Here is a 19,645-nt window from a genome sequence, read left to right as displayed (position 1 = left end):
CCAATGATCACCGCTATTCTCAAAAAGTTTTCCGGCAGCCACTACAAGAAGTTTCAAAAGAAGTGTCAGCCTATCATTGCACGTATCAACTCGCTTGAAGAGGAATACCAGAGCCTGAGCGACGAAGAGTTGCGCGGCAAGACCGCCGAGTTCATGCAGCGCGTCAAGGACGGCGAGACCCTCGACGAGATCTTGCCTGAAGCCTTTGCTGCGGTGAAAAACGCGGCCCGCCGGATGTGCGGCAAGGAATACGAGGTTTGTGACCACATGTTGCCATGGAATATGGTGCACTACGATGTACAGCTGCTCGGGGGCATTTCGTTACATGAAAAGCGCATCGCGGAAATGGCGACCGGTGAAGGTAAGACCCTTGTTTCCACCGCTCCGCTCTACTTGAACGCCCTGACCGGACGGAACTGCCAGTTGGTGACTGTGAATGATTACCTCGCCCGCCGGGACTCGGAGTGGATGGGGCACCTCTTCAAATTTCTCGGTCTGACCGTCGGCTGCATCCAGAACAGTATGCGTCCGGAAGAGCGGCGTGTCATGTATGGCTGCAACATCACTTACGGCACCGCTTCGGAATACGGCTTTGATTACTTGCGCGACAACGGCATGGCCAGCCGCAAGGAGGACCAGGTGCAGCGGGATCATTACTTCTGTATCATCGACGAAGTCGACTCTGTCCTCATCGACGAAGCCCGTACGCCGCTTATTATTTCCGGGCCGATGCAGGATGACAATCCCCTGCCTTTCCCGCAGGTGAAGCCGTCCGTCCAAAACCTGGTTTCGAAGCAGCAGTCGCAGTGTAATCAGTTGGTGGCCGAAGCCAAGGAGGTCCTGGAGTCCGAGAAGCCGGATGCGGATACGCTCAAGGATGCGGTTGCCAAGCTCTACCAGGTCAAGCTCGGCATGCCGAAGAACAAGCAGTTGCACCGGCTCAATGAGGTCCCGGCCTTCCGGCGGGCGCTGGATAAGTTCGACCTCGAGATGGCCAGTGACTTTAATAAGGAGCAGCGCTACGCACTCAAGGAGCAGCTCTTCTACGTCATCGACGAAAAGCAACAGCAGGCCGATTTGACCGAGAAAGGCCGCCAGCTCATGAGCCCGGACGACCCGGATGCCTTCATGCTGCCGGATTTGCCGACCCAGTTTATCGAAATCGAGAAGCGCGAGGATTTGGCCCCCGATGAAAAGCAGAAGGCCAAAATGGAGGCGGAGCATATCTTCCAGCAATCCAGCGAGCGCATTCACTGCATCAGCCAGCTGCTTCGTGCCTACAGCCTTTACGAAAAGGACAAGGAGTACGTCGTGGTTGAGGGCAAGGTCCACATCGTCGACCAGAATACCGGGCGTGTCATGCCGGGCCGTCGTTGGTCCGATGGACTGCACCAGGCGGTTGAAGCCAAGGAAAACTGCACCATCGAGAAGGAGACCAAGACCTACGCGACCGTCACCATCCAGAATTACTTCCGGATGTATGACAAGCTGGCCGGCATGACCGGTACTGCGGAAACGGAAGCATCCGAGTTCCACGAAATTTACGGGCTCTCGGTCATGATCATTCCGACCCATAAGCCTAATATTCGCAAGGACCTCAACGACGTGGTCTTTAAGACCCGCCGTGAAAAGTACAATGCGGTGGTCCGGGAGATCGAATCCGCCCACAAGAAGGGCCAGCCGGTCCTGGTGGGTACTGCTTCGGTCGAAGCTTCTGAGTTGCTCAGCCGTATGCTGCGCCGCACCAAGATTACCCACAGCGTGCTGAATGCGAAGTTCCACGAGCAGGAAGCCGAGATCGTGGCCAATGCCGGCCAAAAGGGTGCCGTCACGATCGCAACCAATATGGCGGGTCGTGGTACGGATATTAAGCTGGGCCAGGGCGTCGAAGAGCTTGGCGGTCTCTTCGTGATCGGCACGGAGCGTCACGAGTCCCGTCGGATCGACCGTCAGCTGCGCGGCCGTTGTGCGCGTCAGGGCGATCCGGGCCTTTCCAAATTCTTTGTGTCGCTGGAGGACGATCTGATGCGTCTCTTCGCCAATGCCGGTCCGATTTCGAAGGTGCTGGAGAAGTCCATGAGCGAGGACGAAGAGCTGCAGCACCCCATGCTCAACTGGTCGATCGAAAATGCACAGAAGAAGGTCGAGCAGCAGAATTTCTCTATCCGGAAACGCCTCCTTCAGTTTGACGATGTACTCAATACCCAGCGGGAGGTGATCTATGGCATCCGCAATGATGCTATCCTTACGGATACTCCGCGCGATATCGTCTTCGAGATGATCGAGGAAGAGCTGGAAGAACGCCTTTCCGCATTGCAGGCCGAAAAGGACAGCGAAGCCGTCCAGCACTTTGTGGCTTGGGTGAAGGGCTACTTCCCCGTCACTTTGGAGCTTGCTGAGATTGAGTCCTTGGACCTGAACGCCCGTCATGAGCTGGTCTTTGAGCGGATTAAGGAAGCCGCCAACCAGCGCGAAGAGGTGGAAGAGAAAGAAGCCCTTTCCGGACTGGAGCGTTATATTGTGATTCGTTCGCTGGATCGCCGCTGGCAGGATCACCTGACCGAGATGGAAGAACTTCGCCGTAGCGTGAACCTTCGTGGTTACGGCCAGAAGGATCCGCTCAATGAATACAAGAGCGAGGCCTACGGTTTCTTCCAAGAGCTGATGACCAACGTTCGTACTGAAATTTGTCATTCCTATTTCCGTTCGGCGACGAACCAGGAGGCCTTCCAGAACATGTTGGCCCGCATGAACATCAAGGTTGAACAGGCGGGTCCCGGTACCGGTCAGGCACAGCCCGGCGCCTTGGCCGCAGCTGCGGCAGTCGCGAATGCACAACAGGCCCCGACGGCCACTGCTGCGGCACCTAAGAAGGAAGTGGAACTGCCCAAGGTGGAGCCGGTGCGCCGCGAGTTGCCCAAGGTCGGTCGCAATGATGTGGTTACCATCCGCAAGGGAGGCGAGCTCAAGGAGTTGAAGTTTAAGAAGGCCGAGCCACTCATCCTCAACGAGGGTTGGGAACTGGTGCAGAAATAAGCGGCACCTGCAATTTGGCGGCCAGCGTATGAATTCTTTCCGCTCTTCGCTATTTTGGGGCCTCGCTGCGGGATTGCTCTCTGCGCTGCTTTGGGTGCTGTCGATCCCGCCTTTTGAATTCGCCGAGGGGGCCTACATTGCCTTTGTGCCGCTCTTGCTTTGGCTCGCAACCCGGCCAGGCAAATGGATGAGTCTGGCGGTCGCTTTTGGCACTGGCTGGCTGGCATGGTTTGCCATTCTTGTCTGGCTTAGGCATGTCACGCTCATCGGTACGATTGCGCTGAGTGCGCTGTTGGGATTTATTTTTGCCCTGTGGGTGCTATTGGCGCGGTGGATATGGCCGCGCCTGGTCCAACGTCCCTTTGTTTTCCGGCTTTTGGGATTTTCCGGGCTGGCGGGTGCTTGGGTCCTGTTGGAATGGGTGCGAACTTGGCTGTTCTGGGGCTTTCCCTGGGCGCCCTTGGCTTTGAGCCAGTGGGATCGGACGGTGGTCCTGCAGATTGCGGCCTGGACCGGAGCTTATGGAGTCTCCTTCCTGCTCATATTTTTTAACTGTTGCGTCTCACAAACCCTTTGGCACCGGATTAGTACAAAAGAGCGTAAGATGTGGACCGGTTGGTTCAGTCCCGATCTTTATGCGGCCTTGGGCTGCTTGGGCCTTTGCTTTTATGTCTTTTTCCATTCGCTACCGGCACGCGGTAGCGAGGAAGCGCTCTTTGTCGCCGATGTCGTTCAGCCCTATATTCCCGCTGAATTGAAATGGGATACCGACCGGGAGGTGCAGAATTTGGAGACGCTTGAGTGGCACTCGCGTGCGTTTGCCACTTCGGGCCATGACCTGCTACTGTGGCCGGAAGCAGCGACCCCGTGGCCGATTATCGGATATGATTCGATGCAAACACGGGTCGAAATGCTTTCAAATGAACTGCAGAAGCCGATTCTGATGGGGAATCTGAAATGGGACCGCGAGGCCGATTTGTGGTATAATGGTGCCTGTCTGGTTGAGCCGGGAACCGGGTTGGCAGAACCCTTTTACTCGAAACGGGAACTGGTGCCATTCGGGGAATATGTCCCGCCTCCCTTTGATGTTATCGTCGATAAGTTTGTGGAGCACAGTGGCAATTTCGAGCCCGGTGATGCCCCGAATCTGCTCACCCTGCATGTCCGGGGCCATGCCATTAAGGTTGGCCCGCTCGTTTGCTATGAAGACGTCTTTCCACGTCTTGCCCGTGCCAGTGTGCAGGCCGGTGCCGAAGTACTCTTCGTGACGACCAACAATGCCTGGTACGGAGAAGAGGGCGGCGCCTACCAGCATGCGGCCCACTCGGTTCTTCGCGCCGTGGAAAATCGTCGCCCCGTCATGCGCTGCGGCAACGGTGGCTGGAGCGGCTCCATCGACGCCATGGGTGCGGTGCATTCAGTGCTGCTGAACGAGAATGGCAGCGTTTATTTCCGCGGAGGCGGGAGTTTCGGGGTTATTCAGTTCGGCAGATGGGAACGGCAACAAAGCTTTTATACTCGTCACGGAGATTGGTTTGTTTGGGTGTCGGCCGGTTTCGCTCTCGTTGCTGTGGGATTGAGCCGTATTAAAGCGTAAGGCCATTCCAGTCTTTGAAGCTTCCGCTTTGGCATTGTAAGCGGCTCTGCTTGCAGCAACCTAACGTGTACTTTGATCCTGATGCGCGCTGCTGCCCTGATATGCCTCTTATTGCTGCTGCTTTCGGCTTGCGATGATTTTGCTAGCACGGCTGAGACGGCTTATGTGACTCTGCAGTATCGCGATCCACAGGATTTGAGGGAGCGGTGGCTGGAGCAGCATGCCCCGGGCTTGATTTCGCGAGGCTGTCCACGGCCGCCCTTGACCTTGGCGAAAGAGGTCGGACTCGCTAAAAGTGAAGCAGTCCGGTTGGAATTGGCGGCTGAGCTAATACGGACTGGGCACTATCAAGCATCTGAAGGCGCGCATGACGGGAACGTCGAACCGATAACGGATTGGTTGGAGCAAGCCTGTGAGGTCGAAGTGGACGTGGAGCATCGGCAACTAAGGGTCGGATTCCGGGACCCCGACCCCGAACGGGCGGTCGCAATTTCAACTTTATTCGCAGGGCAAGTTGTCGCTTCCTATGCAAGAATGGATAAAAAGCGAGCGCTGGCCGCGATTGATGCGCTCGAGTTTCAGGCAGAGCAGCAATCCCGCTTTCTCAAGCTGGCAGAATTGGAATATAAGGTCTTTCTTGATAAGCATGGAGATGCCGAACAGCTGGAAAATGCAGGGAAAGCATTACAAGACGCGCTTGTAGCAGCGGAAAAATCCGAAGAAGTGCAGGCCATTGAAAAGGCGAAAGCAACCTTGGTCCAGCACGAGCGATTGAATCGATCCTTGCTGTCGATCACGCGCAGAGTCGAACAATATAGTACAGATTTCGAAGCGCTCAAAAGGCTAGTCGCCGAAGAAAAGCAGCTTGTGCATTCAGGATGGTCCCCCCTGGCCATTTCAAAACCAGCAAGCCCGCAGAATTGAGACAATCTGTTGAATTCGTTAGAAGAGGGACAGGCAAAAGCAGTAAGAAGTATATTGACAATACCGTTAGTGCAGGAGCTAATGTTGAGCGATGCGGTCGAGACGGTTGAAGGTAAAGGGAAGCAGCGCGGTGTATCATTGTATGACGCGGACAGTGAATGGGGAGGTGCTGTTTGAGGACAGGGAGAAGGAGGTGTTGCGGAAGATGCTGTGGCAGGTGGCGGACTTTTGCGGGGTTGAGTTGCTGACCTACTGCATCATGTCGAACCACTTTCACGTCTTGGTGCGGGTTCCGGAGGGCAGTGAGATCCCGGATTCGGAGTTGATGCGCCGCTATCGGGTGTTGTATCCGAAGCCGACCAAGTACCAGGCGGAGTCGGCCATTCTGATTGCACGCCAACTCGAAGCAGGTGGCGAGGAGGCGGAGTTGATTCGGGCAAAGCTTTTGGCGCGGATGGGGGATGTGTCGGAGTTTATGAAAGGGGTGAAGCAGCGCTTTTCGGTGTGGTATAACCGCACGCACCAGCGTTATGGGACACTTTGGGCGGAGCGGTTCAAGAGTGTGCTGGTGGAGGGGCAGGGGAACCCTCTGCAAACTATGGCGGCGTATATTGATTTGAATCCGGTGCGGGCTGGCCTGGTGGAGGATCCCAAGGATTATCGCTTTTGTGGCTATGCGGAGGCGGTTGCGGGCTATGCGTCCGCGCGGCGTGGGTTTGTGCGGATTTGGGGGGATCGGGCCTCTGGAGTCCCGGCCGCTCTCCAAGCCCACCGGGCTTTGATCTTCGGCAAGGGTAGTGTACCGGCGAAGGGATGTTCGATCAGTCGGGAACAGGCGCTGCGAGTTTTGGAAAAAGAGGGGGCGGTGCTTCCGAAGGCGACGGTCTTGCGTTGCCGTGTGCGGTATTTTACCGATGGTGCGATTCTAGGCACGAAAGAGTTTGTGCGATCTTATGCGGGTGTCTGGCAATTGGAGCGGGATCGGAAGCATCCCCCAACGGCACGTAGATTGACTGGAGCCGATTGGGGGGATCTCGCCGTGATTCGGGGCCTACGCCGACAAGTATTTGCTTAGGTGTCCGCGGGTTTTTATCAGTATGACGGATTGGATCTTTACAGAGTGACCGTGATATTTCACATGACGGTTATCGAACTTTAGCGGTTGGAGACTTGTTTGTGATATGTTGTTCAACTCATTTATCTATATCTTCCTGTTTCTTCCGCTGGTTGTCGTCGCATACCATGTTATGCTGCGCCTTCGATTGGTTATTCCCGCGAAGGTGTTTCTCGTGGTTGCCAGTTTGTTTTTCTATTCTTGGTGGAATTGGTCTTACCTGCCGATCCTTCTAATATCGATTGCGTTTAACTATGCACTGGGCGAGGTCGTAAGCCCTTTGGAGCGTAGTCCCAAGCTCTCCAGGAAATTGCTGTTGGCCTTTGGCATCACAATGAACGTGGCAGCTTTGGGGTTTTACAAGTATGCCGATTTTTTCCTCACAAACCTGAATCACCTCGCTCAATCTGATTACAAGTTGCTGGAGTTGGCGTTGCCCTTGGCCATCTCATTTTTCACCTTTCAGCAAATTGCCTATTTGGTGGATTCCTATCAGGGGAAGACCTTGGAATACAATTTCCTGAACTATTGTTTGTTTGTTAGCTTTTTCCCGCAACTCATCGCGGGCCCGATTGTTCATCATCGTGAAATGATGGTGCAGTTTATGGGGAAGCGGGCGAAGGTGCTCAGTTGGAAAAACATCTACTGGGGTTTGTTCGTTTTTTCACTCGGTTTGTTTAAGAAGGTGTTTGTTGCGGACAGCTTTTCGGTGTGGGCGAATGCGGGCTATGCGGATAGCGAGACGCTTGGATTCATCGAGGCGTGGTGTACTTCGTTGAGCTATACCATGCAGATCTATTACGACTTCTCGGGATATACTGACATGGCCATCGGGGCCGCGCTGCTGTTTAATATACATTTGCCTCAAAATTTCAACTCACCGTACAAGGCCCTGAACATTCAGGACTTCTGGCATCGCTGGCATATGACCCTATCGCGTTGGCTACGGGATTACATCTACATTCCGATCGGTGGGAATCGTTGTGCAGAGCCCAGAGTCATGATAAATCTGTTTACCACCTTCTGTATTGGCGGGTTGTGGCATGGTGCGAGTTGGACTTTCGTCATTTGGGGTGCTTTGCATGGGGGAGCCTGCATGCTGCATCGCTTGTGGATGAAGCTGGGACTCAAGATTCCGAAACTAATGGCTTGGGCGCTGACCTTTTTGTTTATCAATCTGACATGGGTCTTTTTTCGGGCTGACAGTTTGGAGCAGGCATGGAGTGTGATTAAAGCGATGAGCTTTTTCGATGAGGAGTTCATGGCGCATCTGAAGAATCTCTCGGATTATCGACTTCTGGGAGGTGTGCCGTTCGATGATTTATGTGTCTGGATCGGCATCTTCTCGGGTTTGGCTTTTTTGGGGCAGAATTCGTGCCGGGTGCGCAGCTGGCCGATTCCTGAACGCATGCGCTTCATTGTCTTGGTACTGTTGTTTCTTCTCGGTGCGCCGCAGTTAAACCAGATTAGCGAGTTCCTGTATTTCAACTTTTAGGGAAATGAAACGAAAAGTGAACTATAGGCGCCGGGTCCTGACTTTTCTGGCTTTGATTGTGGGGGCGTATATTCTGAATATATGTTTGCTATACACGGTCTACAAACAACCGACACCGGATACGCGCTGGGTTAACGACCTGTACCGGGTTAAGGAGCAATACGCATTATCAGTCGATGCTCCCAAAGTTGTCTATGTCGCCGGAAGCAGTGGGCATTATAGCTTTCAAGCTGCGAGGATGGAGGCCGAGCTTGGCATTCCAGTTGCGAATATGGCGACACACGGAGATTTACGTGACTATTCTCTGAGTCGGGCCAAGCGTGTCCTTAAAGAAAATGATCTGGTTATCCTGGCTCCGGAATATTCCCAGTACAACTGGGACTCGCCGACTGCAGGCGTGAAATCGCGATATATCTTAAATTTTGATAAAGGTTATCTCCGGCAAATGCCTGTCAGCGAACAGCTACAGATTATCAAAGCGAAAATAAACCCGTATCAGGTGTTCTCGGGTCAAATCCGTTACCATTTCTTCCGCGACGCAAAGGAGAAGAAGAGGGCTAAAAGGGATTTCGGACGAACGCTTAATGTGAATGGGGACGAAACAAAAAATCAAGGCACGAAGAAGCGGCGATTAAAGCCGGTATCATTTTCCGAGAATTTTCATTCCGACGCTTACGTACCAGCAAAAATGCTCGAGTTTGTCGCTTGGTGCCGTGATCGAAATATCACTGTCATTGCAATGTGGCCTCCCACCCTAGAGCCATCTCGAAAGATCGGGCTGCGCGAGCAACAGTTCTTCCAGCAGATTCATTTGTTCTGGGAGGATGCAGGTGTTCCAATCATGGGCGAGGCCCCCTTATTTTTCTATCCAAGAGATCAGTGTTATGACTCTGTCTATCATCTTAACCAGACTGGCGCGAAGCGGCATACCGTCTCGGTGATCGGTCTATTGAGGGAACAGCCTGTCTTTATCAATTGGTTTGAAGCCCAACATGCCGAATTGCCTCTGTCCTCGAATGAGCCTGCGCATTAGTACTCTCATTTCTCCATTCAGGCGCGGACACGAGAGATATGGGTGTGGTTATGAGCACCGGCTTTCGGAAAAGGTGACTGGGTTTGAGTCGTCGTTTTTCGAACGATTGAGGCACTAAAAAAGCCCCCGACGCATGCCGGGGGCTTTAGAACAACAACTCACCTGATAAAAATTAATTCTGTGGTGCGTTTTCGGCGAAAAACTCCTGAAGGACTTCCATCTTCTTTTGTTCGATGCGTTCCTGTTGGATCTCTTCACGTGTGCGCTGGCGTTCGTTCTCGGTCATGATCCGGCGCATCTTATGAATGGCGATGTTCTGGATCTGACGTACACGCTCGCGGGTTACATCAAAATGTTCACCGACTTCCTCCAGGGTCAGGGGGCGGTTGCCGTCCAGACCGAAGCGAAGGCGGATGATCTCACCTTCACGCTCATCGAGCTGGGAGATGACGTCGCGAATGTCATTGCTGCGGGTCTTCTCGTGGAGGTTTTCAAAAGGCGTAGGCTGATTCTCATCGCCGACGAGTTCACCGAAGCTGGTCTCACCGTCTTCGCCAACAGGTGCATCCAGGGAAGAGGGGCGCACGCTGACGGTTTTGAGGTGGGCGACCTTGTTCACCGGCATTTCCATCGCGTAGGCGATTTCCTCATCCGTGGGCTCGCGATCCAGCTCGTCCGCGAGTTGCTGGGTGATTTTCCTCATCTTGGCGATTTTATCGACCAAGTGCACCGGCAAGCGGATCGTCTTACTTTGGTTGGCGAGGGCGCGTTTGATGGATTGTTTGATCCACCATGCGGCATAAGTGCTCAATTTGCCTCCCTTGGACGGGTCGAAGCGTTCCACTGCCTTGACCAGCCCGATGTTGCCTTCGCTGATCAAATCCATGAGCGGCAAACCGAAGTTGCTGTAGTCATGGGCAATTTTGACCACCAGTCGAAGATTCGCGGAAATCATTTGGTCACGGGCGGCACGGTCACCCTCACGGATGCGCTCTGCCAGCTGAACTTCCTGATCCGGAGTAAGGAGCGGTGTCTTACCGATCTCCTGCATGTAGGTACGCATCACATTTCGTTCTGAAGAGGGCAGCTCGCGGACATCGGTCACTGCTTCGGTTTCGTCGGTTTGAGCGCGCGGAACAGCTTGCTCTACGCGGCTAGAACGATTCGGACGTGTTCTGGTGTGCGTTTTGGTAGGTGTCATAATTCGTCTTCGGTAGCCGTTGGTGTGTATATAGGAGAAACAAACCGGAAGTTTGTTCCCGACATAGACAGACGAATCGCACTTTTTCTGCCAAACTTACTTTAATCGGCAAAAAATTTAAACATTTGTTCGGCTAACGCTACAGACTTAAGCATGGCCTTCGCTTTATTGACGGTTTCCATGTACTCGCTTTCGGGGACGGAGTCAGCGACCAGGCCTGCGCCGGACTGGATGTAAATTTTGCCGTTTTTGATCACCGCGGTGCGGATTCCGATGCAGGAATCGTGGTTGCCCTCGTAGCCGAAGTAGCCGAGTGCGCCCCCGTAGACCCCCCGCTGGCAATTTTCCAATTCCGAAATGATCTGTAGAGCCCTGACTTTGGGGGCACCGCTCAAGGTACCGGCCGGGAACGTGGCGCGCATCAAGTCATAGGCGGACTTGTCCTTACGGATGGTTCCGACCACCTGTGAAACGATGTGCATAACATGTGAATAACGTTCGATTACCATGTAGTCCGGCACATGGACGGAGCCATATTCGCAGACCCGGCCGATATCATTGCGGGCGAGGTCGACAAGCATGAGGTGTTCGGCGCGTTCCTTGTCATCTGCGAGCAGGTCTTGCTCAAGAGCGAGGTCCTCCTCCTCGGTGGCTCCCCGGTGGCGAGTGCCTGCGATTGGTCGTATTTCAACCTGATCCTGGGTCAGGCGTACATGGACCTCGGGAGAAGCCCCGACCACGGCAAAGTCCGGGTCCTCCATCAGGAACATGTAAGGGGAGGGATTGACGGTTCGTAGGGCTCGGTAGAGGTCGACCGGCGTCGGCTCAAATTCTTTTTCAAAGCGTTGGGAAAGAACGGTTTGTATGACATCACCAGCGCGCACATACTCTTTGACCTTGTCGACTGCGGCTTCAAATTCCGGTTTCGTGAAATTACCGGCAGGAACGGTGACATCACCGACCTCGGTGATCGTACGGTGGGCCAGAGGTTGAGGCTGCTCGAGCAGGCTATAGATCCGCTTGATCTCCTCGACGGCATCGGCATAGGCAGTCTCAGCATCGGAGTCGGCGAGCTGGGCATGCACGCAAATGCGCAGGACCTGTTTGACGTGGTCAAAAATAAGCACCGAGTCGCTGATCAGGTAGTAAAGAATCGGCACTTCAAGGGGGTTATTCACAGGCTTGGGCACGGTTGGCTCGATTGTGTGAATAAACTCATGGCCGACATAGCCGACCGCACCTCCGGTGAATGGGGGCATCCCCTCAATTGCAACCGGTTGGTATTGGGCCATTTCGGCCTCAATCAAGGTGAGCGGGTCAATGGGCGTGGCTACGGTTTCCTCGGTACCGTCACGGTGTGTAATGGTACTTTCCTTTTCGAAGATCCGGTAAACCTTCCGGGGATTGGATCCAATGAAAGAGAAGCGGCTGATCCGCTCCCCACCGACGATGGACTCGAAGAGGAAGGCCGGGCCTTTTCCCCGGATCTTACTGTAGGCGCCCAGCGGCGTTTCACAGTCAGCCGTCAGGTCGAGATAGACCGGGACAATGTTACCCTGTTGTGCGAGGGCTTTGAATTCGGGCAGGGACGGCTTCGTGTTCATGGCAAAAGGAAAAGCGTTCACTTTTCGTATCATTCGTCAAAAACGAAAAATACATTTAGGCCTCGGCTGCATTTGCAGGCCTGGACCGGCGTCTTATTCCCGGCTCAGAGCTTGGAAATACTTTTCGGCGTTGGCCAGAGCCAACTCGACATCCTTATCGACCACACAGAAGTGCCCCATTTTGCGGCCCGGACGCGGTTCGCCTTTGTCGTAGAGATGAAGTTTCACCCGCGGGTCTGCGAGGAGCCCCGCCCAGTCCGGTTCACCCTTTTGCCAGACATCGCCCAAAAGATTGATCATCACGGTCGGACGCATGAGGTCCGTCGAACCAAAGGGCAAATCGGTGACCGCCCGGACGTGTTGCTCGAATTGCGACGTGACGCAGCCGTCAATCGTGTAGTGTCCCGAGTTGTGCGGTCGGGGTGCCATTTCGTTGACGATCAGGTCGCCGCTTTCATCGAGAAAGAGCTCCACTGCGATGAGGCCGACCACATCCAGGCCGTCTGCGATGTCGCGAGCTAGTGACTCTCCGGCCTTCTGGGTTGCTTCGGTAATGCGAGCGGGGACGATGGAGGCGTGAAGGATATGATCCACATGGATGTTCTCAGCCATGGGAAAAGTAATCTTCGAGCCATCCGCTTTGCGTGCGCAGATCACGGAAAACTCGCCCAGATGGTGGATCCATTTCTCAACCACGACACGAGGAGGTTTACCGAGAAAGTCCCAGAGGTATTCTGTATCGGCGGCCTCGTCGGCATTGCGCAGCTTAATCTGTCCCTTGCCGTCATAGCCGAAGGCGGCGGTCTTGATGACACAGGGAAACCCGACCTTCTGGAGCGCGTCTTTCAGGCTGAGGGCGGAATCCGCATACTCAAAGGGAGCGCAGGGAAAGCCTTTGGCCTTGAGGAAATCCTTCTCGCGCTGGCGGTGCTGGCAGACATGCAAGGCTTGTCGGCCGGGAAGGACGGGTTTGATGGCGCTGAGCCGGTCGACCACCTCGGCGGGAATATTCTCAAATTCCAGGGTGATGACGTCGACGTCCCGGGCAAAGGCTTCAAGTGCCGCGACATCGGAATACTCGGCATTCACCTCCTTGTCCGCGACCATTCCGGCGGCGCAGGGGCCTTTGGGTTCAAAGACGTGAAAGCGGTAGCCCATGGCACGTCCTGCCAAGATGAGCATACGGCCCAACTGTCCTCCGCCGAGGACACCGATGGTGCTTCCCGGAGTAATCATGCTTCGGGTAACTCGGTTTCAAGCACGGTCTGGGTCTGCTTTGCCCGGAAGGCCTTCAGACGGTTGCGGACGTCCGCATCGTTCAATGACAGGATCGAGGCGGCGGACAGCGCGGCGTTCTTGGCGCCGGCGACTCCGATTGCGAGGGTCATGACCGGGATGCCGGCCGGCATTTGCACGATGGAAAGGAGAGAGTCCTGTCCGCTGAGGGCTTTGGACTGGACGGGCACGCCGAGAACCGGGAGGTGTGTCATCGCCGCAGTCATGCCTGGCAGGTGTGCGGCTCCGCCGGCGCCTGCGATGATCACCTGGATCCCGCGTTCTTCAGCGGTTTCGGCGTATTCGTAAAGCAGCTTCGGGGTGCGGTGGGCACTGACGATCTTCGTTTCAAAGGGGATGTCCAGCTGCTTGAGCAGCGCGGCGGCTTCACCCATGGTCGACCAGTCGGACTGGCTCCCCATGATGATGCCGACGATGGCGTTCTTCACGTTTGCTTCCATTTTGGGAGAGAAACGGAATCATTCCCGAAATTCAATCTCGGATGTTCGTCAGTTCGTATCCCCTGCGTTCTCGTCCGGCGTCTCGAAGTATTTCAGTACATCCTCGCGGAAACGGTCCAGTTTGGAGGCGACAAATTCGTGCAGATCGAGCTCGTCGTCTTCGGCGAGGGGGGTCAGGTCGATGGCGTAGGTCAGTCGGTTCACGGCGTCCACGCTGTGGGAGTCGAGGAACGTGGCATTGGCGGTCCACCGCCCGATCACGGCCTTGCCGTAGTTTTTACCGCCGGCAATCTGGGAATCAAAGCAGGCATGGAGTTGCTCCGCCAGTTCCGGATGGCCGCTCACATCGAGTGCCACCTTATCGACCGGATCGAGCCAGTCGAGGTCCCGCCAGACTTCGCAGCCGTAGATTTTCTTCGGTCTGGAGTAAGGCGGAATGCGGCGAACCGCTTCGAGACAGGCGAGGAAGACGCCGATGTGCGTAGCATGCCGGTCGGCAGGATTGTGCGTATAGAGGACCTCGGGCTGAGTGGTCAGCAGGATGGTTTCGAGCTTGTCCACGAGCGCGGTGCGGCTGGCCGGATCCTTGATGGATGCACTGGTGAAGCCGAGTTGCTCGACAAAACTGTACTCGCCGAGTGCGGCCGCTTTTTCCTGTTCCTCGACGCGCACCGCTTTCATCGCCTCGTCAGTGTAGTCGGCGTATCGGCCGGTACGGGCGCTGCCGCCACCGTCGCTACAGGTCACACCGCCGAACCAGAGCGCATCCTGCCCGTAGCAGCTGCTGATTCCGTGGAAGGCCATGAACTCCAAGTCGTCTTGATGCGCGCCAATGCCCAGATGTGAGCAACGCGCATAAGCCTCTGCAGGCACGACATTGTCGGGGATGAAACGTTTGGCGGCGATGTTGGTCTGTGACATGGGGAGGCAGCTTGGAGCGCTCCCCGGAAATTACCAATCTAAAGCGATGAGGCGGCCGGGAAGGCTCCAAATCCCTGTCACACCATTGTAACTTTAGCCTTTTCGTTTCCAAAACAGGCCTATAGGATACCACTTACCCACAAGGCCTTTTAAGATTCTGTTAAAGGGCCTTTCCTCCGCGTTTACCCATTGCTACCTGAAACATGTTCTACTTATTTCATCCCCGAATTTCCTACCCCATGCGTGGCGAAAACAACCAATCCAGCAAACTACCCGGACGGGTTGTGGCTCAGAACGATGCCTTGTCGGAGCGCACATCGCGTCTAGCCGGCATTCTTCTGGGGCTCATGGTGGTGCTGACGCTGACCTTGGCCTGGGTCCTTTGGTTCTGATCCGGGGCTGCACTTCAGGTTTTTTTTAGAAAAGACACCCGCACTTCGCTTTGACAAGCAATCCGGGCTGATCGACGCTTGCTTCGATGGCAGATTATGTACCCGGTCAACGCTGGATCAGCGAAAGCGAACCCGAACTTGGACTCGGCATCCTTGAGTCGGTTTCACGTCATCAGATACGTCTGGTTTTTCCCGCCTCCAGCGAGGCGCGCCTCTATGCGCCGGCCAATGCCCCGATCCAGCGGGTCGAATTCCGGGTGGGGGATGCCATCCAATCGCAGGAAGGAGCCTCGATCACGATCGAGTCGGTGCGGGAAGACGCCGGCCTGATCACATATATTGGTGGCGGCGTGGAGATCGCTGAGATGGCCTTGGCGGATACCATCAGTTTCAGCAAGCCGGAGGATCGTATCATCAACGGACAGGTGGAGAGCTCGGCGGGCTTTGCCTTGCGCTATGAATCCAACCTCAAGCTTAGCCAGATCCGGAAATCACCGGTCGCGGGCTTTGTTGGCGGCCGCATCGACCTGATCCCGCACCAATTGTATATCGCTTCGGAGGTATCGAGCCGTCACATGCCGCGTGTCCTCTTGGCGGATGAAGTGGGTTTGGGGAAAACGATTGAGGCCTGTATGATCCTGCACCGGCTGCACCTGACCGGCCGTGCCCAGCGCATCCTGATTCTCTTGCCGGAGTCACTGGTTCACCAATGGTTCGTCGAGCTCCTGCGCCGTTTCAATCTCTGGTTCACCCTCATGGATGCGGAGCGCTGCGAGTCAATGGTCCAGGTCGACCCCGAGACAAATCCGTTCGTCGAGGAGCAGTTGGTGATCTGCAGCCTCAAGACCCTGACCGATTCGGAACAGTGGGCGCGTTGCGCGGTTGCCGCGAAGTGGGACATGCTGGTGGTGGACGAAGCGCATCACCTGGCTTGGGGGCCGGACGAAGTCAGCCCGGAGTATCAGCTGGTGGAGGCATTGAGCGCCCGGAGTCATGGGCTGCTCCTGCTGACCGCGACGCCGGAGCAGCTGGGGGCGGAGGGGCACTTTGCCCGCTTGCGCCTTCTGGACCCGGAACGCTACCCGGATCTGGGGCAATTTATTGCGGAGCAGGGCAGTTTTGCCCCGACCGCTGCGGTCGCGGACAAGCTCTACCACCGAAAGCAGTTGACTGCTGCAGAGGTCAAGTACCTGAGAGAGTTGTTCATTGAGTTTACGGACGCGGAATTCAGCGAGCATCTGAAAAAGCCCGGCCGCCTACTCAACGAGCTGGTGGACCGGCATGGCACCGGTCGCGTGATTTTCCGCAATAGCCGGGATGCCTTGGAGGGCTTCCCCACGCGGCAGGCGATGCCCGCTCCGCTTGAGCCGCGTGCCATGCTTTCGGAGGCCGACTTGCAGGCGCGCCTCTTGAAGGAATTCGACATGGAGGTGTCTTCCGCCCGCACACCCGCCCGCTTTGATTTCCGGAAGGGACCGCGTATTAAATGGCTGGCGGATCTTTTGCGTGAGTTGGGGGAGGCCAAGATACTGCTGATCTGCCGGACCAAGGCCAAGGTGGAGGCGCTTTACGATGCCCTCTTGGAGGAAATCAATGTGAAGGCGGCGGTTTTCCATGAGGAACTCAGCCTCCTCCAGCGCGACCGCAACGCCGCCTGGTTCGCGGAGCCTGAAGGAGCGCAAGTCTTGCTCTGCTCGGAAATCGGCAGTGAGGGCCGTAATTTTCAGTTTGCCCATCACCTTGTGCTCTTTGACCTGCCGCTCAACCCCGAGCTACTCGAGCAGCGGGTGGGGCGCCTCGACCGGATCGGGCAGACCGAAACGATCCGGGTGCATCTCCCCTATTTGAAGCAAAGTTCCATCGAGTTGCTCTATCGCTGGCATCATGAGGGGCTGGACGGAGTCGAGCATTCGCTCAAGGGGGGCAATGCCTATCTCGAAGAATTCGGCGACCGGATCCGGCAGTTGGGGGCCGAGTATCACAAGGCCGAAACCGGACTCATGGCTGATGCGGACGATCTGATCGAATCCAGCCGAGGTTTCCGGGAAGAATTGGAAGCGCGGTTGCGAAAGGGCCAGGACCGTCTCATCGCGCTAAACTCATTCCGGGAGGAGCCAGCCCATGAACTGGTCGGCGGCATTCGAAACTTGGATCAGGATCTCAGCCTGGATGCTTATATGAGCCGGATCTTCGACCACTTCGGTGTGACCGTTGACGAGTTAGGCGACCGGACCTTCCGTCTCACCCCGGAACACCTCTTTACCGAATCGTTCCCCTCCCTGCCCGACGAAGGGGTAACCGTGACGAGCAGCCGCAGCGTTGCGATCGGGCGCGAGGATATCGGTTTCCTGAGTTGGGACCACCCCATGGTGCGCGGGGCGATGGATTTGATGCTCAGTTCCGGCAACGGCAACAGCGCGATTGTCGTCTGGAAAAATGCCAAGCTGCAGGCGCCGCCTATCCTGCTTGAGGCGGTCTACCTGTTGGAGAGCGTCGCGCCACCGCGTTTGCATGTCGATCGATTCCTCCCCCCGACTCCGGTACGTGTGCTGGTCGACCTGCAGGGGGCGGACTTCAGCAGCCAGTTCGCCCATGCGTTCGTCAATGCCAATACCGCAGATGAGGAATCCTTCCGCTTAAAAGAGAATCCGCAACTGCTTCAATCGTTGGTTCCGGAAATGTTGAAGGCGGCGAAGGAGTTGGCCCGGGAGGAGAAGTCGGTGATCTTACAATCCGCCATGCAGGACGCCCATGCCCAGCTCGACGGAGAGGCATCCCGCTTGAAGGAACTGCAGAAGATTAATCCGAATGTCAGCGATGGCGAAATCGAGATCGCGGAAGACATGATTGCCGATATAACCCGGCATATCGCAAAGGCCCACCTTCGCCTCGATGCGGTTCGCTTGATCCTGCAGGCGCCGTAGCCTGTGGGGAGGGGCCAAATTCTTACGAATTCGGTTACCAGAGAGCGCATCGGCTACGGAATGTCAGTTTTGTCGATGGAGTGGTTCCTTCGGCTGCCGTGCTAGGAGCCGGCGAGGCTCATGATCAGTCCTGCGAGGAAGCCGAGTACGGCGCCGTAGATAATATGCCCGACCAAATGTAACAGGCCCTCTTCCAGGGTGGCTTTCCGGTATTGTTCGATGGGGTGGCGTTCGCTGGCGTAGAACATCAGCATATAGCTGACAATCAAGCCATGGAAGAAGCCGAAGCCGATGCCGAGGAAGAGCGAATACGGCAGTACCAGGGCGCCCATCGCCCGCATGATCAAGACGTAGGCGATTCCATAGGCAATCCCCGCGATGCTATGGATGAGGCGTCCCACACTCGCGGCATTCCGCAGGCTCTTTGTGAAGTAACTGCCCAAGGCCAGAATCATGTCCACACGCTTGCTGAATTTCGTGCTAACCACCCGCATGAAGCCGGTCATGCAGTGTGCCGCGATGACGCCGCAGGCCGCTCCCAATGCGGAAATGCCGATGGTCTCGATAAGCATAGCTACTCCATAAGGTTAGCATAACTTATCTTTAGGTAAAGCTGAATCGCGTTTTAGCTGGTTTCGAAGAGTTCCTTCTGTGCGGAGGTGGAAGCCGCTTCATCGTTCTCCGGTTCATCGTCCTCATGCAGGTGCCTGGGCGCTTTGCCCACCTGTGCGGAGAGTGCGGCTTCAGATTCGGCTACGATAGTATCGCAGATCTGCCGGATATGCATGCGCAGCCATTTGGCCGTGGTGCTGCGTTCGGTATAATCGGCGGGTCCATAGGCATGAATACGTCCTGCATGGAGGAGGGTATCGTTTTGGGCGAATTCAGCCTCGCTGTCGGGGTTGAAGACCGCGAAGGCCTTACCGCCATTGCTTTTGACCACGGAAAAGACGGGGACATCACTGGGGCCGTCGGCCACATAGAGCATCCGGTCGATCGGGACGCGCCGGTCGGCCCGTTCCATGGACGCATTCACATCGATGCTCGGGTTCTTGTTGCTGCCCTTGTTAATCTCAAAAATATAGCGGGTCTTGATGGTGTTGTCCACGATCGTGCCGACCTGGCTGATTTCGAACTCCATGTTCAGGGGGAGTTCGTTCTGCCGCGAGTAATGGGGGGGGAGAGGGGCCTCGATAAATTCGCTGCCGAAGATGCCGTCGACATGGGGTGCGATCTGACTGCCGCGGATCATTTCCGCCAGACCGGTGCTGATGATATAATGCTCAAGGGTGATATTATGCTTCCGATACTCCGGCCTCGAGCTGGCCACCGTTTTCAATTTCTCGAACAGATCAGGCAGGCCCGGATAGAAGACCAGTTCCTTGCCGAGCTCACGCAGCCGGGCATTGGTCAAGCCCTTCAACTCCCCGTTTTTCACGAAGCTGATGAGGTGGTTCAGGTAAATGGTGTCGTGGGAGACCCGGGTTCCGCGCTGGGCGTAGATTTCAGGCAGTGCGTTGACCTCTTTCCAGAAGGCTTCCTCATCGATCCCGTAGGCTTCAAAGATGGGGGCCTGCATGTAGCCGGGGATGAGTGTCTTGTCGAAATCCCAGATGCAGGCGACGACATTTTGGCGATGGAGAGTCTTTTTCGTCATTGCAGGCAGAA

General features: G+C 55.7%; 15 protein-coding genes. 8 read left to right on the top strand and 7 right to left on the bottom strand.

The annotated features are described in order from the left end of the window. The first annotated feature begins 3 nt into the window (after positions 1-3). From secA to O2597_RS08515, 6 genes are all read left to right on the top strand, one after another. Entirely contained in the window at positions 4-3,036 is a 3,033-nt protein-coding gene (secA, locus tag O2597_RS08540; protein ID WP_269523952.1) for a preprotein translocase subunit SecA, read from the top strand. A 28-nt stretch (positions 3,037-3,064) separates the two neighbouring features. Continuing rightward, positions 3,065-4,633: an apolipoprotein N-acyltransferase gene (gene lnt / locus O2597_RS08535; protein WP_269523950.1), complete on the top strand. Its 1,569-nt coding sequence runs from the start codon at positions 3,065-3,067 to the stop codon at positions 4,631-4,633. Between the two features lie 72 nt (positions 4,634-4,705). Next, entirely contained in the window at positions 4,706-5,557 is an 852-nt protein-coding gene (locus tag O2597_RS08530; RefSeq protein ID WP_269523948.1) for a GumC domain-containing protein, read from the top strand. A 91-nt stretch (positions 5,558-5,648) separates the two neighbouring features. Then, complete coding sequence (locus O2597_RS08525) at positions 5,649-6,632, top strand: transposase (protein WP_269523946.1); 984 nt, start codon at positions 5,649-5,651, stop codon at positions 6,630-6,632. A 106-nt stretch (positions 6,633-6,738) separates the two neighbouring features. Continuing rightward, positions 6,739-8,166, top strand: a complete 1,428-nt coding sequence (locus O2597_RS08520) for an MBOAT family O-acyltransferase (RefSeq protein WP_269523944.1) — start codon at positions 6,739-6,741, stop codon at positions 8,164-8,166. 4 nt (positions 8,167-8,170) lie between these two features. After that, positions 8,171-9,199: a hypothetical protein gene (locus O2597_RS08515; RefSeq protein ID WP_269523942.1), complete on the top strand. Its 1,029-nt coding sequence runs from the start codon at positions 8,171-8,173 to the stop codon at positions 9,197-9,199. Positions 9,200-9,371: 172 nt separating this feature from the next. Here the strand turns inward: O2597_RS08515 and O2597_RS08510 are convergent, their stop codons facing one another. The 5 genes from O2597_RS08510 to O2597_RS08490 all read right to left on the bottom strand — a co-directional run bounded on the left by O2597_RS08510 (position 9,372) and on the right by O2597_RS08490 (position 14,661). Continuing rightward, positions 9,372-10,400: a sigma-70 family RNA polymerase sigma factor gene (locus tag O2597_RS08510; protein WP_269523940.1), complete on the bottom strand. Its 1,029-nt coding sequence runs from the start codon at positions 10,398-10,400 to the stop codon at positions 9,372-9,374. Positions 10,401-10,501: 101 nt separating this feature from the next. Further along, complete coding sequence (trpE, locus tag O2597_RS08505) at positions 10,502-12,004, bottom strand: anthranilate synthase component I (protein WP_269523939.1); 1,503 nt, start codon at positions 12,002-12,004, stop codon at positions 10,502-10,504. A 93-nt stretch (positions 12,005-12,097) separates the two neighbouring features. Further along, the gene (locus tag O2597_RS08500) at positions 12,098-13,240 is read right to left on the bottom strand and encodes a 5-(carboxyamino)imidazole ribonucleotide synthase (RefSeq protein ID WP_269523938.1); all 1,143 of its coding nucleotides are present in this window, start codon (positions 13,238-13,240) and stop codon (positions 12,098-12,100) included. Next, entirely contained in the window at positions 13,237-13,740 is a 504-nt protein-coding gene (purE, locus tag O2597_RS08495) for a 5-(carboxyamino)imidazole ribonucleotide mutase (RefSeq protein WP_269523937.1), read from the bottom strand. Before purE ends, O2597_RS08500 begins: the two co-directional genes overlap by 4 nt. A 48-nt stretch (positions 13,741-13,788) precedes the next feature. Then, positions 13,789-14,661, bottom strand: coding sequence for a PIG-L deacetylase family protein (locus O2597_RS08490; protein WP_269523936.1), 873 nt, complete (start codon positions 14,659-14,661; stop codon positions 13,789-13,791). A gap of 203 nt (positions 14,662-14,864) precedes the next feature. Here O2597_RS08490 and O2597_RS08485 point away from each other — a divergent pair, with 203 nt between their 5' ends. Together O2597_RS08485 and rapA are read left to right on the top strand one after the other, a co-directional pair. Further along, on the top strand, positions 14,865-15,053 hold the full coding sequence (locus O2597_RS08485) for a hypothetical protein (RefSeq protein WP_269523935.1): 189 nt from the start codon (positions 14,865-14,867) through the stop codon (positions 15,051-15,053). Positions 15,054-15,139: 86 nt separating this feature from the next. Next, positions 15,140-17,977, top strand: a complete 2,838-nt coding sequence (gene rapA / locus O2597_RS08480; protein ID WP_269523934.1) for an RNA polymerase-associated protein RapA — start codon at positions 15,140-15,142, stop codon at positions 17,975-17,977. 101 nt (positions 17,978-18,078) lie between these two features. Here rapA and O2597_RS08475 read toward each other — a convergent pair whose 3' ends face one another. Both O2597_RS08475 and O2597_RS08470 read right to left on the bottom strand, forming a co-directional pair. Beyond that, positions 18,079-18,549: a hypothetical protein gene (locus tag O2597_RS08475; protein WP_269523933.1), complete on the bottom strand. Its 471-nt coding sequence runs from the start codon at positions 18,547-18,549 to the stop codon at positions 18,079-18,081. A 53-nt stretch (positions 18,550-18,602) separates the two neighbouring features. Next, on the bottom strand, positions 18,603-19,634 hold the full coding sequence (locus O2597_RS08470) for an HAD family hydrolase (RefSeq protein WP_269523932.1): 1,032 nt from the start codon (positions 19,632-19,634) through the stop codon (positions 18,603-18,605). Positions 19,635-19,645 lie beyond the last annotated feature (11 nt).

The organism is Coraliomargarita parva, assembly GCF_027257905.1.
Lineage (GTDB): Bacteria > Verrucomicrobiota > Verrucomicrobiia > Opitutales > Coraliomargaritaceae > Coraliomargarita_A > Coraliomargarita_A parva.
The sequence above is the reverse complement of the archived record's forward strand: the minus strand, read 5'-3'. Positions and strand labels throughout refer to the sequence as shown.